Genomic DNA, 18350 nt, shown 5'->3' with positions numbered 1-18350 from the left:
TCTCCATTTGAGAATAGTCCGCTATGTTCTTATGTCAGGAGAGAATCCCCTTACTTCATACTAATCGCAATTCTGCTCTCCTGCGGCAGCCAGTCAACCTTCGCTCCAAGCTGTTCGCTGATGAAGCGAAGCGGTAGGTAGACGGTGCCATTCACTACAAACGGCGGCGTGGCCAGAGTGACACTTTTGCCATTGACGGTGGTGGCTCCGTTCACGGTATTGATGACGATGGATAGCGGAGTTTTATCGGCAGCGGTACCGGTGATCGTTACTACTTTGTCCATGGAATAACCGATAGTAGCGCCCATCTTGGTGAACAGCGAACGCAGCGGAATGAAATTCTGTCCGTTACGGGTAATTACTCCGTTCGTGAAGGCGATGGATTCGCTATTCAGGGTAACGGAGATCGGCTTCTGCATCGGGACAGGCTGCTTATAGCTGAATTCATAAGTACCGTACCCTAGTTGAGCATTCTTGTTCACGCCCCAGCCCCAGAGCGTGCCATCGTTTTTCTGCATAATGACATGTCTTCCGCCGCCTTTTATCGACTGAATATCGGAAGCAAGTAAGGTGAACTTTGCATTCGGCGACATAAGCTCTGCAGCAATCGAAGCTGCATAGACTTTGCCGTCTGAGGTCAGGGCGACAATAGATTGTTCAACAATGTAGGCATCGGTCACCTTGCTGATTCCTGAGAAGACTACCGGAACGGGTTCATCCTGATATGTGGTTCCATCCGAATATCCGGTGACCGTGGAGCCCCAGAACCATAGACGGGATTGCTTGTCAATCGCGAGCCGGCTGCGGCCATTGTTGTACAGCGCCTGAATATCTTTTAAGCCGGAAAAAGGGGTTGCAGTTATCTGCGCCGGGTCACTATAGGTTTCAGGTAAATAACTATCCTGGTCCGGCCAGGTCCAGACGCTGCCATCCTTGCTGAGCGCATAATTCTGTTCGAGCTGCACAATATCCTTCAGATTGGGGACGGGTGTAAAAGTGGCAAGTTCGTCAATGCTGGTCCAGACCGTCCCGTCTGTCTTCAGGAACAGATAACGATCCCAGCTGCTAACCTTATCGTTAAGCTTATTGCTCTCGTAATATTGAGAGATAGCTGCAACGTGATCCAGGCCCGGAACAGGCGCAAACGGTGGGGTCGTATTATCGTCAGTTGACGTAACTGAAGTATATACCGTACCCTCTCCGGTGACTGCTAAATGACGCGGGTATACTCTTTGGAAACTGGTTATATTCTTCAATTCCGGCACTGGCGTAACTTCGATGGCCATCGTCCGGGCGTTGCTCTCCCACTTCCAGACCGAGCCATCCTTGGTGGTTACCATTGCGCTGTAATATAGCGGGAAAGAAAACTGTACATCACTTAGTCCATGTACCTGTGTAGGTACAGACTTCGTCTCACCCCAGACCCACAGGCTCCCGTCATCCTTAATCAGATAATCGGGTCCGTAGGAAGCGATGCCGGAGCTACCGCCACTAGCTGCTGCTGTTGCAGCCTCGGGAGTCCCAACAGTCAGACACGCCGTCAAACCCATCACCATGCTCACAAGCAAATTTCTTTTTTTCATCAAGATATCCTCTACTCTCTTTAGGAAATTACTGAATTAGGTAAATAAATGAATATATTACCTTGAATATAGACGCTGCATAGGTGCGAAAAGTTTCTTTGAAAATTAACCGTTGCTGGCGGCGCTCCTGTGGTACAATAATTTAGTCTGTTTTTTGGAATTGTCCGTACTTGAGGAGGAAATTAGCGTTAATGAAACATGCACCTTTTATAGCCGTGGAAGGCCCGATTGGAGCCGGTAAAACCACCCTCGCCACGATGCTCGCCACCGAATTGCAGCTTCCGGTCATTAAAGAAATTGTCGACGAGAATCCGTTTCTGGACAAGTTCTATCAGAATATGGACGACTGGAGCTTCCAGCTTGAGATGTTCTTTCTCTGCAACCGGTTCAAGCAGCTGGAAGACACGACTGTGCAGTACATAGATCAAGGGAAGCCGGTCATTTCGGATTATCATATCTATAAGAATCTGATCTTCGGGGAACGGACGCTGAAGGGATCGAAACGGGACAAATACCGTGAGATCTATCATATTCTGACCGATGATTTCCCCAAGCCGAACATTATTCTGTATATCCGGGCGGATCTGGATACGCTGCTGGCCCGGATTGCCAAGCGTGCGCGTACCTTCGAAGAGATCATTGCCCCTGCCTACCTCGAGCAGTTAATTGAGGATTACGACGATGCGATGGCATCACTGGCCCTCCGCGAACCATCCACCGTAATCGTCACGATCGACGGAAACCAGGTGGATTTCGTGGAGAACCCCGAAGACTTCACCGCCATCGCGGAACAAGTAAAGGAGCTTATGAAATGAACAGTTACAATATCCCGAACAATGCCATTATCACTGTGGCCGGAACCGTAGGCGTCGGCAAATCGACACTGACCGCAGCACTGGCGGAGCGCCTGGGCTTCCAGACCTCACTGGAGCAGGTAGATCATAACCCGTACCTGGAGAAGTTCTATCACGACTTCGAGCGGTGGAGCTTCCACCTGCAGATCTATTTCCTGGCGGAACGCTTCAAGGAGCAGAAGAAGATGTTCGAGCTGGGCGGCGGTTTCGTGCAGGACCGTTCGATTTATGAAGACACCGGGATTTTCGCCAAAATGCACGCCGATCAAGGCACCATGTCCCCGACCGATTATGCCACTTACACCAGCCTCTATGAGGCAATGGTGATGACGCCATACTTCCCGCATCCCGATGTGCTAATCTATATTGAAGGCAGCCTGCCTTCGATCCTGACCCGCATCAATGAGCGCGGGCGTGAGATGGAGATTCAGACCGACGTCTCCTACTGGGAGCATATGCACGACCGCTATTCCCAGTGGATCAACGAATTCAGCGCCTGCCCGGTGCTGCGGCTGAATATTGATGAGTATGATGTGAAGGACCCGGCTTCGGTGTCGGAGATTCTGACCCGGGTCAGCGCGGTAATTAACCGGACTGCGGTGGGGAAATAAATAGTTAGAGTGAAAAAGCAGCACCAGGGGTTTATCCTGGAGCTGCTTTTTTGATCCGCCTTCCTCCAATGAGGCCAAATCCATCACAGAATGTTAAAATACAATGGTTTCGGGGGTTACACCCTTGGGATATTCTTCCTCCCATATGGTTTTGTCCATATAGGCTTGATACCACATGTCGCCAATCACATCCGGATCATTGATTGCGCCAGTACCCGACTCCTTAATCAACAAGCCTAAAGAACGGTGACCAACAAAAATGCCTTGAGCAGCCAATGAAGTATGGAGATTAGCTACATAATTGCGCAGTCCTGAAAGAGCAATACCGATATTCCCCATCATTGGGACGGGGTACATGGCAGATAATCCTGTGGTAAAGAGTATGGAACCCTCATTCTTAGCGAGCATATCAGGGAGAACAGCATTGACAACTTGGATGGCACTGACCACATTGGCCTCAAATGCGTCCCTTACATTCTCTACGGTTAACTCCAATACAGAGGTGGGAGGATAGTTGCCTGCTGTAGGACTGAATTCCAGCACATCAATCTGGCCATACTGTGCTTTAATGTTACTGATCGCCTGTTCAATTTGTTCTTTACTGAAAATATCCGCTATGAAATAAGAGGCCACAACACCCTCCGCTTTCAATTCATCCACCATTTCTTGCAGCTTTGCGGCGTTTCTTGCGACTAATGCTACTTGGAAGTTATTTTTTCCAAAGCTCTTCGCAATAGACATTCCTAATCCCTTACCTGCACCAATGATCGCTAGTGTTTTCATATCTGATTCTCCTTTTATGAATACGTGAGTGTAATTGACAATTTTAATTGTAAAATCTACAATTAAAACGTTCAATGGTTGATATGAGTCAACATGACATTTAAACATCATTTTATATATATTTGACTATTATTTATGAAGGAGTGGCTTTTTATTGGGCAAGAATAGGGTGGATCTGCGTATTCTTAAAACGCGAAAAGCGATTAAGGAAGCCTTCTTGAGACTAGTGCAAACCAAAGGCTACGAACGAATTACTGTACAAGACATTGCCGACGAAGCGATGATAAATCGAAACACATTTTATTTACACTATTTAGATAAACCTGAATTCATGGACAAGTTATTTCAGGAGAGCGTACAGAATTTGAATGCTTGCTTGAGCCTGGAGGTGAGCTCGATCCATGAGATGGACAAGGATATGTTCAGTACGATGATAAAAACGATTTTCGACAATATCGATGCAAACATGATATTCTTTAAAACCATGCTCACTCAAAACATTCACCCAAACTTCCCCATCTACTTAAAAGACGCTTTTAAAACGTTCATCTTCGCCGGAAACAGCGATTTCCGCCACGATGAAAGGATGGAAATTGGCCTCGAGTACATGATATCGGGATTGGTAGGTGCGATTTGTCTATGGATTGTTGAACGTGAGAATTATAAGATGGATGACTTTATCGACCATCTGAGTGAAATTCATTATCATAACATGGTTGACTTGCTGAAGAATACTAGATAGAAAAATAACTAATCCACACCAATAAACCGCAACTGAGCCGTTCTCAGTGCGGTTTATTTTGCTTTTCAGACATTTTCTCTTAAAAATTCAGGACTTTTTTCGTTTTCCGAGTGTATTAACCCTATTTTGGGGCATTTGACGCAGCTTTTGTCGAGATTTGTTAAGAGTTTGTTTAGAGCCGCCTGATAGAATAAACGCAGATATGAAAAAATAGGTAGTTTTATAACTAGTATTTTTTGTCCACGGGAGGGCAGGCCGAAAGGAGAATGCGGAAGCATAGGGAGTGAATCTTAGACTACAGCGAAGCTTGCTGCACGCCGGACAGGACATGATGAACGAATAAGGGGGAGCACCAATTGTTAATGAGCAGGAGATTGAAGAGATATACCTCGCTAAGCTTAATTCTTAGTATGTTGCTATCGTTAATACCCAGTTCCTTTAGCGGACTGGCACAGGCTGCGGGTGATGATTATGAAGTCACGTTTCCAAACGGACAACATGTTGGGAACCTAAGCTATCCTGCGGACAATACATTCCTCAACTTTTATACCGAGGTGGAAGGCTTCAAGCAGACAGAGAAAGACAAAGATGCCAAATATGATTGGGTCAAGGGAGATATCTTTGCGGGTGTCGATGATAATGAAGCAACGGTTGAATTCCAGGTGAAGGTAGCCGACAATACCATTCTAAAGAATATGGCGGAGAGCGGACATGCGGAGATGCTTACAGGATTCTCCGTGCTGCGGCGTCACTCCGGGTTCTTATGGACCCGTCATTCGTCCATTACAGTAAACATTGACGGAAAAAATATTATTAATGAACGAACGGGCAGCAGCCAGCGGTATAACAAGTCGGCCAAGTCCCTCATCAAACCGAATTCTGTTATTACCATTAAGGTCTGGGGTGAAGGCGACGACGACGGTGAAGCAGCCGGTGTACGCGGATTTTACCTCAAGTTCCAGGATCTCAAACGTCCGGTCATAGATAACTATACCTTCACCGGGAATGGTGCAGAGCGGCTCAACGAGAATATTAACCAGAAAGAGCTGTATGTCAAAAGAGATGAGAACATCACCCTAAGCTACAACTTCAGCGAGCCGGTCAGACCGAGCACGGTAGTGAAGGCCAATTCTGATTATTTCCTGCGGCACAAGCTGTTCATTAATGATCCGGACACCGGACTTCCGGCGGCCGGACAGCAGCAGTATCTGCAGAATATATCCTTTAATGAGAACAATCTGAGTTCATACCAGAAAAAAATTGCCTATAGATATACGGGAGTTCCTTTCCATAACAGCAGTAACCTTCCGCTGAGACCCTTAATTACCGGGGGAACCACTGGCGGTGCGCAGATGGATCTGTCGCTGGAGAATAAATTGAAAGAAGCCGTGCTCAGTGATGCAGCTGGCAATAAAGCGGTTTTCAATCTCAACGCTGTGCCAAGCAGCGGCAGCAATTCCTGGGTGGAGCGCAAAGCCGGGAACCCGTTTGACTTCGACCGGGGCGGATACCGCGTCATTGTCGATGCTGTGCGTCCGAAGTATTCCAAGACCGCGAACGGCATTCAGCCGGAGATTCTGACCGGGGTTACGCTCAACAAGGGAGATGTCATTGACTTCACCCTGCAGATGACCGAAGAGGCGATTGCCAAAACCGGCTGGGATGAGAAGAAAACCTTCATCCTCTTCAATAACGGAATGAAAGCCTATTATGTTATAGGCAGGAATACAAAAAATTGGACCTTCCGCATGACCGTGCCTGACGGCAAAACGGTGGAAACCCCATTGCTTAAGGCCGTAGCCATATCCAATGATGCCAAGGGCGGCAGCGAGCCGATCCAGATGGATACCGATGTCATTCAGGATTACGCAGGCAACCTGATGATTCAGCCTGCTAACTTCGATGGAGTACACGAAGAGAAAATTAATCCTTACGGCAGTGATCTCTCACTCGCCAACTCCAAGATTGACTGGGCGAACCTGTTCATCGACAACACAGAGCCGGTGATCGGGTACCGGTTCGAGACAGGCGGAGCAACCGATACAACCTATGCCAAAAAAGGAAAAGTTACGATTGACGCCAACGATCCTTCCATTAAAGTACCGCATCTTGATCCTACTGTAGCTGACCGTGGAACAGAGCGGCCGAGCCGCGGGATCTACCGCCCTTCCAATATGAGTGCGGAAGCCTCACCTTCGGTAGGTCTGGTGTACTACTGGTGGAGCCAGGATAAGGCTGATCCATTCGCTGGTGTAGCCGGAGATCATTATGCAGCGCTTAAGCGTTACGCACTCTCCGCCAAGCAGCCGTCGGAAGAGCTGTATCCGGGAGAATTCGAGAATGTAGAGCTGTCGGTAGTGAATAACAAGACGAACCTGCTCGCTCCTCCGGCGGAAGCCTTCGAGGAAGGGAACAGCGGCGAGTGGTATCTGCATACATGGACTGCCGATATGTCTTGGGATTCTGCCAGAGAATTGATGCAGCATAAGAAGAAAGACATTTACAAGAATACCCATCAGGCGCAGTATGACGCTTGGATAGAAGAAGCACCGGGTTCCAAGGCAGATAAAATCTTCTATGCCGATAATCAGGCGCTGGCGGCTGTTGGACAATACGGCGATAAGAGTGTCTGGCCGCTTGAGGATTTCAAGAATGACGACTCTAACTGGAAGCACGAAGTTGGCGTGTTGAAGCTGGACAACCAGGGACCTGCCATTACGCTGGCCGCAGAGGATACAGCTACGGTACAGGCTCTTGTGAAGGACCAGCATAGCGGCGTCAAAAGTGTGCAGTATCAATGGGTGAAGGACGGGGATTCCCCGGCGGACGGAAAGTGGGCAGCTACGCCATATTCCGGCACAACCGTAACCCGGTCTACCTATGAGGATATTGATGAGGACGGATCATACTGGCTCTATCTGAAGGCGCTAGATAATGCGGGCAATGAGACGATTAAGACTCCGCAGGAAAGAGCGGTAGTTGTGAGTTCGGAAGCGGCTATTCCGACACAGTTCACACCGGAAGCCAATCCTAACTATGTGAAAAGTCATGATGTCACCTTCCAGATCAGCGGTGTGCATCCCGATTATGTAGGCTATGCCATCAGCGACAGCTCTCTTCGTCCAAAGGATAGTGATTTCACCGGACTGGATGCTTCTATGGTATCGGATATATCACCTTTGTCTGAGAAAAGCCTGCTTGAAGACGGAGCCGAACCGGCGGAGCCTGGCGCGCCGACTGAACCCAACTCTCCGGCCGAGCCGGAAGTTATAGCAAGCATCGGGCCGGTAGCCATTATGAAGTTCCTGTCCTCCGGGCCAACAGCGCCTTCGTTGACGCCGCTTGAATCGGAAGAGACTCCGGCACCGGATAACAGTGCTGAGCCGACAGTAACACCTGCTGCTTCAGCAGAAACAACTGAACCGTCAGCGACACCAACTGGCTCAGCAGAAGCAACTGAACCGTCAGCGACGCCTGCTGCTTCGCCAGAAGCCGGCACCGATGCCAAGCTGGCAGCCAAGGGCCTTGGCGCTTCTGTAAGTGAAGCTACTTACAGCTATATCGTTCCTGCTGCTAAAACAGTATTGAACGGAACGCAATACATTCATCTTATGGTCAAACACAGCGACAAAACGTACTACTACTCGAAGGCTTATTATTTTGATAATGAAGCACCGGCAGTGTATTTCAGCCCTGATAGTGTTGCTTATCCGCTGCCGCTGCAGAAGACGAAGATTAGCGTGTCGGAATTCTACAGCAAAACAGGACTGGTCAGCAAGTATCAATGGGTCAAACAAGAAGTAGGCGCAGAAGTACCTACAGAGTCGTCGACAAAATGGACAGATGTTCCGGCAGGCGGCTCAGTCTCCATCGATGACAAATCGCTGAAATCGGGGGAAATCTCTGAGTTCCGCTTATATGTACTTGCGGTTGATGGAGCAGGCAACAGCACAATCAAGGCAAGTGCAGGAACCTTCAAGGTCTCGGCAACGACCAAGCCTGATGCGCCGGTGTCGGATGCCAAGTCTTCTCTGATCTATCTGTCCGGTGATACAGCGGACGGCTACACAGCCATTATGAAGCTGAGTCTCGAAACGGAAGACAAGACCGGTTACGAATATTCAGTCTCACCGGATAACGGAGTGAGTTGGCTGAACTGGAAGCCTTATACGAACTTCGTAGCCGTGAAGGTTCCGACGAGTAAGGCTGAGGAGCTTCAGGTGTGGGTGAAGTACAGAACGCCGGGCGGTCTGATCAGCAAGCCGGCCCAGCTTGAAATCAAGCTTCCTCTTACTACCGTACAGCCGGTCTATGCGCTTGCTTCACTCAGCGTGAACAGCCCGGTTAATGCCAAGGTGGGTTCAGATATTGAGATTACGCTTCCGCCGGGTATCCGCGTCATGCCATCGAAGATTAATCCTTCGGTGCCTGTACGGACCGGCAATTCATTCAAGATCTACGAGAACGGCTACTACAGCTTCGATCTGACCGATCTAAGTGATCCGGACCGGACAGATACGCTGTATCTGGTCGTGAAGAATATTGACGGTACGCCTCCTGAAGGAACCATTGAATATTCATACATGGAGAGTACGAATGGTAATGTGGTTGCCCTCCTCCAGAGCACCTCTGAGCCGGTGACGGTGGTGAACAATGGCGGCAAGACAGCCTACACCTTCACTGAGAACGGCAAGTTCGAATTCGAAATTAAGGATGCGGCCGGAAATGTCAATACGGTTGAAGCAACGGTTGCGAACATTAACAAGGAAGTGCCTAGAGTAAAAGTAGTCCGTTCCTACCAATATGGCGAGAATGGAAGCCAAACCTTCGGCACCCTGAAGGATAACAGCGGCAATGTGCTGTTCTCCACAGGTGTAACACTTAACGTAGAGAAGGCAGATGCATCGGCTAAGGCATTCAATGTCATCAGTGCCGATAAGAGCATTACACTCATGGAGAATGGAACGGCTTCATTCACTGTGACGGATGTGTACGGCAATACAACAGTTATCAAAGAAAAGGTAACGAATGTTCTCTCTGCGCCGCCAGTACCGGACAAAGTGGCCTATACCTTTGTAGATGCCGAAGGCAAAGCGGTTCCGGCCGATCAGATTGTGACCATCGGCGGACAGAAATATGCCAAAGGCAAAGTGAAGGTTACGCTTAGCGGCACAGTTGCTGCCCCTAACCACATGTTCTCAGGCGTAAGACCTATTTCAGATGGAGCCGCCTATACGAACCAGATCAGTAAAGCGGATGGAACGTACAGCTACTCGCGTGCTTTTGAGAGCAGCGGTTCAGCGGTGATGGCCATCTCGGATCTGCTGGGCAATGTGAACAAGGTTCCGGTGACCATTGCAGGACTTGATAACACAGCACCTGAGCTGACACTGAACAAGGAAACCGTAGGGATTGTTCAGAACAAGAAAGACTTTAACTTCCGTACGGATCTCGGCGGGTTCACCGTTTCTGATAATGTATCGGCTGAAGCTAACGTGAAAGTATCGGTCAGCGGGCTGGATCTGAGCAAGCTTGGACGCCAGCGCGTAGCTTACACAGCAGTTGATCAGGTAGGCAATAAGACGGTGGTCTATCAGGATGTGGTGGTCGTGAAGGACGGCGGATTGCTGGTCTTCGGTAACGATACCTTAATCTCGGCTTCCTCCGGCGAATCTGCGTTGTTCAATACCAACACCATTACCTTCAAGGTATCCGGCTTCAATCTGATGAAGGTAGGCGGAGTAGACAAGGTCAACCAGGCTGGAACATTCGATATTCTGTATTACCCTGGTCTGTACCGCGAAGGACAGCTGAAGCTGGTGAAGCAGAAGCTGACCTATGCTGAACTGGTGAGCAGTAATTTCAAGGTCACCTTCCCGAAAACAGGCTGGTACACCATTGTGGTGAGAACCCAGGAACGTGACCGCGAATTTGCTACCTTCTTTGTCGGCAATCTGAAATAGTTGAAACAAGAACAGGGGGAATACTTGGTGAAGTTGTTGAAACGCACAGTAGCGGTAATGCTCACCTTAATCATGGTATTTCTGTCCACCTCCGAGAGCTTCCATGCTCTCGTCGAGGCGGCCAGCAGTACCAAGACAACCATGATCCAGAATGACTTTATTAAGGTCACCGTGGATAACGAAACGGGCCGCTACGGCATTCGCACTGTAGAGGGTCAACCGATCCGCAAGAACGACAATAATGTAAACCTGCTGTTCCAGGGAGATGACCCGGAGACGTCGTTCACGACGTTCCGGATCGATGGAACGGATTATATCTACGGTAATAAATACAAGTTCGACGCCAGCCACTATTCAGAGACTAGTGCACCTAAAGTGGTGGAGAATTCAAATGGCACCAAGCAGCTGGAGATGATCTGGAAGATTAAAGGCGTAGAGATCAAGCAGATTCTAATGCTCTACACCGACAGCAAGGATGCTGTGAATTCCGGGAATGTCAACATCCGCTATGAAGTGAACAACAAGAGCGGTGCGCAGGTGCAGATCGGCAGCCGGATTCTGCTGGATACGATGGTCGGCGGCAACGACGGGCCGCAGTTCCAGATTGGCACAGCCTACAAGTCACCGCTGCAGGTGGAGCGGAAGCTGGTCCACAATCCGGAGGACGATAAGGGGATTCCCTTTGAAGATAGAGCTTACTTCAAGATTCCTGCTTATTGGGTGATGCGCGACAAGCTGGATCTGACGAATCCTCAGGCAACCAATGTGGTGGCCTACGGCTTCAATAACTTTGCCGAACAGAATATTAATATTGTGGATGAAATGATCGTCGGGCACTGGAACGGCCTGGCGAATACGAAATGGGATTATAAAATTAATCCGAATCTGGACTTCACCAGAGATACCAATGATTTCGGCACAGCGGATTCTGCGGTTGCCTTCTATTGGAACCCGGAGAAGCTGGCGCCGGGAGGCTTCCAGAGCTTCGAGACTGTATACGGTCTCGGTGAGCTGACAGCCCCTGATAAAGTGTTCTCGATCCGTTATGTAGATCAGGTACAGCAACTGGCTACCGAGCCGGTTGAAGGCGGAGGCGTACCGACGAAATATGAGAAAAATGGTGTCTTCGACGTTATAGCAGAAGTAGAGAACCTTCAGGCTTACAATATGGAGCACTCCAAAATTGAAGTCGAGATGACCCTGGAGAGCGGCCTCAGCTTCGTCAGGCAGAATGAAAAGGGAGAAACTGTCCTGGATGCAAACGGGAATCCGGTCCTGGAGAATGCCCGCAGCAAAATGCTAGAGTTCAAAAAGTCAGCCACACCTGATGAAGCGGCGATGGGCATTGAGCCGAAGTACAAGCCGGGTGATGCGATTACCGCTACCTTCCGCGTTCAGGCCAAAGGCAGACCTTGGCCGGTTACCCGGGAGTATATGATTTCCGCGAGAAGCCCGGAAACGCAAGGCAAAATCGAAGGCGTCAAGGATGAGGGCATTAAAGCCCAGTATGAATCGACCCGCACTAATTTCATTCTTTTGCCGCCGGTGGGAGAAGCAACAGCTACGTATTCCTACGCACTAGCACCGGCAGAGCTGTACAGCACAGATGTGAAATATCTGACGGTCAATCTGTCGAATATTGAAGCTTACAATACAGGCAATGCAACGACCGCTCCGAACTTTGACCTGTATCTCAAGAATAAGGCGGATGGTAGCAGGTATAAGGTCAATGTTCAGGATGCAGTGGTGATGCAGCCGACAGACGATGGATTCTCCGGCGCTATGCGGATTACGTACCGCGGCGGTGAGCAGGTGGATTCAGGCGGCAATGTGCTCGAAGCCGGGCTTGGACCGGAATTGCCGCTCGGTGAATACCAGGTGGAGATTGATTACAAAGGCGATGCCGGCGGAGATGAGGAAGTAGCGGCTCTCTATGATATGACAACTCCGCAATCGTTCCTGGTCACTGATAATAACGACACACGAATCCGTGAAGCCGGAGTAATGGCGGTCTACAAGGAAGCTGTAGATATCAGCGGTCTTGCGAACGGCGCTACGGTAAAGGATGAGCTGCTGGATCAGCTGAACTCTCTGTTCCCTGGCAAGCCCTTCAAGGACGGTTCGTTCCTGTACAAGGCTGTTACCGAGTACAAGAAAACCAAGGCATTGTTCGGCGCAGCGAGCAAAGCAGTTGATCCGAAGTTTGATATCAGCGAATTCATGGATGAGGAAGCGCTGAAAGAGACTCCAATGTATGCTTACAAGCTGTTTGCGACAGAAGAGGACTTCGAGGAATTCAAGGAAGAAGCGGAAGCCAAGGACCCGGAATTCGACCGTGAGATTCTGGTTACCGTCCGCGGCATGATCAAGCAGGTCGGCACAGGTGACGAAGAGCAGGTCATCGTGGATACCAAGACAGAACCGGCAATTATTAATGATGCTGTAGCTTATAAAGGTAAGGACCTGTCTTTTGTACGCGGTAAGCTGGATATCTTCGGCAACACCCTTCCCGGCGATCTGCCTTTCCTGGATACCCTGTTCGTCAAGGGTGAAGGAACGCTGAGTGTAGCGAGCAGCGGATTCGTTTTCCATAAAGGAGAATGGACCCTCGACTTCTTCAACGGCTTCAACAAGTCGCTTGGAGAAGAGGACTTCGATCCCACAAAGGATAAAGAAGAAGAAGATAAAGACGATGATGACGATAAGAAGGATGAGAAAGGTAATGAAGGCAACCCGGAAGATGATACACAGAACGGCAGTCTGAAATGGGCTGTCGGCGGCGTGGGCGACAGATTGAATCCGCTGCGCCAGATTATGATTGAGGATGTGTACTTCAACAAGCAGTCTCTGTTCGGGGCACCAAGCTTCTCCATTGACGGCTTTGGCTTCTCCTTCAATGACTTCATTCTTAGAGAGAATGGGATTTCCTTCGGAGGCTCATTGTCCCTGAAGATCATTAACTCCGAGATCAAGAATGTCATCTTCAACAGTGCCGGCTTCTATGGCGTCGATGCCTCCCTGGGCTTCGATCTCAATCAGGAGATGGGCTTATTCGGACCGGATAAGAAGAAGGATGCGGATAAGAAAAAAGGTCCGGATGCTCCAAGCGGCAAAGTTACAATTAAGCACGCTGTGCAAGGCGGGGGCATAGGCAATGAATACGGCCTGGAGTTCGCAGCACAGCTGAAGAATATGATGGGCGTGGAGATTGAATTCTCGCTCAAAAAAGTAAAAGACGGCCGGATTCTTCCGGATGTGATTGCCTTCGGGGCAGAGCTTCCGCAGCCGGGTATCCTGGTGACGGGTGCAACGTACCTGACAGCCATCCGGGGAGCAGTACGTGAACTGGCGGACACTATTGCCGGCGGCACGGCAGAGGACCCGTTCCCGTTAACCATTCAAGCAGGCGTAGGCATGCGGTTCGGGATTGCTCCGGCGTATTTCTTCGGCGATGTGGACCTGACAGTGAAGCGTACCGGCCTTAAGGTGGAAGGCAGGCTGGATTTCGCTGCCAAAGCCGATGCGGAGAAAGATGACCGGCTTCCGATGCTGACTAAAGCGCTGCTCGAGGCGCAGTGGGTAACCCCATGGTTCGTGCGCGTGGAAGCAGAGATGGATATCGGCGGATGGGATATCATCATCGGGAAGGCGGGTATCTTCGTCGGACAGAATCTGGAGAAGAACCGCACTGATTTTGAAGGCTATATCAGCTCCAAAGTGCAGATTCCGAACGATGTACCGGTTGTCGGCGGCATGCCGCTGTCCAGTATGTTCCTTGGCGTCAACAATGATAAGGTCTGGGGCAGCATCGGTATTCTGCTGATCTCCTTAGGTATTACTTACTACTGGAGTGGCGGCATTGAATTCGGTACTTCGACCGATCAGCTGCCGGAAGGAATGATCCATCTGGTGGTGGATGATCCAGAGCTTGGACCTCGTCTCATGGTGATTGGTGCGGGCGTGCAGACGCTGGCCACCTCCAAGGTAGCTTCCGAGGAAGAGAATCAGGAAATTATCTACCGTGAGGTAGAAGAAGGCGTCAAATATGTCGAGAACGGATCAATCAATGTCGGTGTAGGCGGCATTACGGTCAAGAACGGTGGCAGAATCCATGAGATTCCAATGGACGGCGTAGCCGGTAATGCCATTATTGAAATGGAGTACAGCAGCAAGGAAATGCCGGAATTCAAGCTGCAGGATGCCTCAGGCAAAAATTATCCGGTGAAATTCGACAACACGAACACTGATCCTACGGCAAATGCTTTTACACAATATATTCCTGCAAGCTATAAAACGGAGAATGGGCCTAAGCTCAGCAGTGAAGTGGATATTCGCAGAGCGTATATCATTATTCCGGAGAATGAAGCCACAAAGGGCGGTACCTGGAAGCTGACAGCCGTCTCGGCGGTTGACACCAAGCTGCTCAACGTTCCTACGCTGCCTACGCTGAATGAAGTCAACCTGGCGAATGACAGCGCGAATGCGAATAAGTTCACAGCCTCCTGGAAAGTTGCCAATGCAGCCGAAGGCGATACAGTGAACCTGTATCTGGCTGAGGATGCCGTGACGAACCGTAAGGAAATGCTGAATGGTCAAGAGATTCTGCAGACAGGTGATCCTGGTATGCTGATTGCCAAGGACGTGCCAGTCGGAGCAGGCGGCTCGGTCAGCGGCGGAATTACAAGCGGCAGCAAAGTGATTGATGTAACCAATGTAACATTGATGGGCAATCCCGAGGATATCCGCGGGCTGCTCAGACAAGGCAACTACTACCTGCGGGCCGAGCTGAAATCCAGCTCGAACTTCGGAACGAAGACTTCCCCGCAACGCTTTGAAATCATTGATCCGCTGGCACCGCAGAGTGTGAGTGAGGTGAAGGTTGAGCCTGCCGGCAACGGATTGTTCTCACTCTCCTTCAAGCCGGGAGCGAAGAAATCGGGACACAGCAGCTTCGAGCACAGCTACGTGGTCGATGCGAAGCTGGATGCTGAAGGCAAACTGAGTGAATATGCTCCGTTTGGAGAGCTTTTGTATACCGAACAGGAGCTTAAGCCTTACTGGAACGCCTCCACAGGCAAATACGAAGGTCTGTTGATTGGCGGCTGGAAGGCTGTATCTACAACAGATGAAGTCTATAAGGGCAGCCTTGAAGGCTCAGTGATTGATCTGAGCAAGGTGAAATATGTCGGTCTGGAAGTGAAGAAGAATTACGTCATCGGCGTCAGTGCCGCAACGGTTCCAACCGAGGATGCCGACAAGCATCAGAACTATCATTATGCCGAGCGGCGTGAGAGCAGCAGCACCTTGCTGCCAACTCCGAATCTGCCGGATCTGACGGTATTGAGTTCATCGGGGACGGTAGATGCCTCCTCCGGGAACTATGTGAACCTGTTAACGAATGAAACGAAGCAGAAGCTGATGCTCTCTTCCAAACAGTCCAATATGACGGTGGAAGCATTCTATGCTGACAAATCCATTGGGACTGTAGCCCTGACGAACAAGGCCGGCGGCGGAAGCGAAGGCACCTTGAATCTAGACCAGTTCCAGACGGACGGTCCGTATGCGATTGAACTGAGAGCCAGAAATACGGTGACCAAGGATATCTCAGTGACCATGCTCTATCTGACGGTAGATACGATCGCACCGGTCCTCTATCTGACGGAGCCGGTAACGGGCGAACGTACCGCACAGGGCGCCGTTCGTGTAGCCGGCACGACAACTACAGGAACTAAGCTGAGTGCAGTTTATACCGTGAGTCAATTACAGTCTGACGGCAAATACAAAGACAAGGTCATCTCCAAGGAGCTTACGGTAGATCCGAAGACGGGAGATTTCAATGGAATGGTGGAAGTGAATTCTGAGGAGCCTTCAGTGGCGCTAAGCATTGTCGCAACTGACGATGCGACCAATCAGAACACAGCGGTTGTGGATATTACCAATGCCGGCTTCAAAGTACCGGTTGCTCTCGTTCTGAAGGGAGCGGAGACGCTGACGCCGGGTGCGGCAGGCCAAATTCAGGCCTATCTCAAGGTGTCGGATGGCAAGGACGGGAACGGCAAGCCGAAATTCAAGGAAGAGCCGATTACTGGCAAGGATCTGGCCAATCTGACTTATGAAGTTGCCGTAGGTGATGCAGTGTCATTGCTCGCAGACGGCAGTGTTACCGCACTTGCCACCGGCTCCAGCCTGATTGAGGCAGAGTATAAGGTGTCCGAGGGTGTTACGCTTAAGGGCATGCTTGCAGCAACCGTAGCTGTTCCGGATACGAAAGAATTAGGTACTGTACAAGCCGTATCTTCTCCGATTGGCGGAGACAGCAACCATACGAAGATTACGGTGACTTCCGCCGGAGATATGACTGGACAGCAGATCGCTTACAAGGTCTTCTCGTCCAACCCGGTGGAACTGAAAAAGGATGACAATGTAAGCTCATGGAGTCTGCTTCCGCTTGATGGTATCGTTACAGCCCATCCAGGTGCTATCGTTGTGGTGGCCAAGCGTACCTCCCTGGACAAGCTCGTAAGGGCATCCGGCAGTGTTCCTGCATCGGTCTGGACCAGCAGCGGTTCAGGCGGAGGAGGCGGTGCTGGCGGAGGCGGTGGCGGTGGCGGTGGTGCCGTACCGGGAGTTGTTGAAGAACAAGCACCGGAGCAGGCAGCTCAGATTACCGTCAACGGCCAGGCCGCGACAGCAGAGTGGGATGGACTTACTGCGATCGTACACATTACGGATAAAGAAGCTGTAGCAGGCAGTGAACTCACGGTAAGCTCCACCGATCCGAATGCCAAAGCATTCAGTATCCGTGTAGACCAGAGTGTGGTTCAGCAGCAGCTGAGCGCGAAGAAGAAGATTGTGATTGAAGTTCCTATGGGCCAATTGATCATTGCTCCTGAGAATCTTGCAGGTGTGACTGCCGGACTTACTATCGGCATCGGCGGTAATAGCACTGTTGACCAGCAGGCGATGAAGGCAATTGCCGATCAGCAAGGCTTCACGCTGATGGCGGCAGGCCAAGGTGTAACGGTTAACGTTAATCTGCCGAAGAGCAGCTGGACACCGGCGCTTGCAGCCAAGATTGCCATTCCTGCGCCGCTTGCGGGCAAGGAAATTACAGCTATGGTGCTTAAGGACAAAGACGGCAACTGGACAACGGTACCGTGGAAGCTGGACAGCAGCGGTACGGCAGTGAATGTACAACTGACCGGTGAAGGTAGCCTCTTCTTCATCCGCAACCAGAAGACCTTCAAGGATATGCCTTCAGGCTGGGGCAAGGAAGGCATTGCGGCTGCATCCGCCAAGCTGTTCGTTCTAGGGAAATCTGCGGATCTGTTCGATCCGGCAGGCAAAGTGACCCGGGCAGAATATCCAACCATTCTGCTGCGCGTTGCAGGTCTCATGAACAAGCAGGCAGCTTCGGCAGGCTTCAGTGATGTCAGCGGCAGCAGCTGGTATAACCGCAGTGTCTCCATTGCCGCTGAAATGGGTATTGTTACCGGACTCGAAGGCGGAAAGTATGCGCCTAAGGATACGCTGACAAGAGTTGAAGCGATGACGATGCTCGGAAGATTGCTGAATCAGGTCAATCCGGGCAGTGAACTTAGCGAGGCTGAAGTCACTTCGATCCTCAGCAGCTTCACTGACAAGGGCAAGGTTCCGGCATGGGCAAGACAAGCAGTGGCAATGAGCATCAAGAACGGCATTATTCTCGGGGAAGGCAACAAGGTGAATCCGTCCAGTCCGCTTACGCGTGAGCAGGCGGCAGCCATTGCCATCCGTCTGGATCAATTCATTACAGCTAAGCAATAACAAGGATG

General features: G+C 50.4%; 7 protein-coding genes. 5 read left to right on the top strand and 2 right to left on the bottom strand.

Translation table 11 applies throughout. The annotated features are described in order from the left end of the window. Positions 1–50: 50 nt before the first annotated feature. Positions 51–1583: a stalk domain-containing protein gene (locus MKY64_RS16450; RefSeq protein WP_340954339.1), complete on the bottom strand. Its 1533-nt coding sequence runs from the start codon at positions 1581–1583 to the stop codon at positions 51–53. A 191-nt stretch (positions 1584–1774) separates the two neighbouring features. On the opposite strand from MKY64_RS16450, the gene MKY64_RS16445 reads away from it, so the two are divergent. Further along, on the top strand, positions 1775–2398 hold the full coding sequence (locus tag MKY64_RS16445) for a deoxynucleoside kinase (RefSeq protein WP_209874512.1): 624 nt from the start codon (positions 1775–1777) through the stop codon (positions 2396–2398). After that, on the top strand, positions 2395–3048 hold the full coding sequence (locus MKY64_RS16440) for a deoxynucleoside kinase (protein ID WP_340954335.1): 654 nt from the start codon (positions 2395–2397) through the stop codon (positions 3046–3048). The genes MKY64_RS16445 and MKY64_RS16440 overlap by 4 nt, the downstream gene beginning before the upstream one ends. A gap of 93 nt (positions 3049–3141) precedes the next feature. Here the strand turns inward: MKY64_RS16440 and MKY64_RS16435 are convergent, their stop codons facing one another. Beyond that, the gene (locus MKY64_RS16435; protein ID WP_340954331.1) at positions 3142–3831 is read right to left on the bottom strand and encodes an SDR family NAD(P)-dependent oxidoreductase; all 690 of its coding nucleotides are present in this window, start codon (positions 3829–3831) and stop codon (positions 3142–3144) included. A gap of 154 nt (positions 3832–3985) precedes the next feature. Here MKY64_RS16435 and MKY64_RS16430 point away from each other — a divergent pair, with 154 nt between their 5' ends. The 3 genes from MKY64_RS16430 (at position 3986) to MKY64_RS16420 (ending at position 18342) form a co-directional block, all read left to right on the top strand. Continuing rightward, positions 3986–4573 carry a TetR/AcrR family transcriptional regulator gene (locus MKY64_RS16430; protein ID WP_340954326.1) on the top strand — a complete coding sequence of 196 codons (588 nt, stop codon included), beginning with the start codon at positions 3986–3988 and terminating at the stop codon, positions 4571–4573. A gap of 362 nt (positions 4574–4935) precedes the next feature. Continuing rightward, complete coding sequence (locus MKY64_RS16425; protein WP_340954323.1) at positions 4936–10536, top strand: hypothetical protein; 5601 nt, start codon at positions 4936–4938, stop codon at positions 10534–10536. Positions 10537–10563: 27 nt separating this feature from the next. Further along, the gene (locus MKY64_RS16420; protein WP_340954320.1) at positions 10564–18342 is read left to right on the top strand and encodes an S-layer homology domain-containing protein; all 7779 of its coding nucleotides are present in this window, start codon (positions 10564–10566) and stop codon (positions 18340–18342) included. Positions 18343–18350 lie beyond the last annotated feature (8 nt).

The sequence above is a fragment of the Paenibacillus sp. FSL R7-0210 genome (genome assembly GCF_038009085.1).
GTDB lineage: Bacteria > Bacillota > Bacilli > Paenibacillales > Paenibacillaceae > Paenibacillus_AQ > Paenibacillus_AQ silagei.
The sequence above is the reverse complement of the archived record's forward strand: the minus strand, read 5'-3'. Positions and strand labels throughout refer to the sequence as shown.

Excerpts from the sequence above, each read along its gene's own strand:
- MKY64_RS16450 (WP_340954339.1), bottom strand. The coding sequence starts at position 1,583 with ATGAAAAAAAGAAATTTGCTTGTGAGCATGGTGATGGGTTTGACGGCG.
- MKY64_RS16445 (WP_209874512.1), top strand. The coding sequence starts at position 1,775 with ATGAAACATGCACCTTTTATAGCCGTGGAAGGCCCGATTGGAGCCGGT.
- MKY64_RS16440 (WP_340954335.1), top strand. The coding sequence starts at position 2,395 with ATGAACAGTTACAATATCCCGAACAATGCCATTATCACTGTGGCCGGA.
- MKY64_RS16435 (WP_340954331.1), bottom strand. The coding sequence starts at position 3,831 with ATGAAAACACTAGCGATCATTGGTGCAGGTAAGGGATTAGGAATGTCT.
- MKY64_RS16425 (WP_340954323.1), top strand. The coding sequence starts at position 4,936 with ATGAGCAGGAGATTGAAGAGATATACCTCGCTAAGCTTAATTCTTAGT.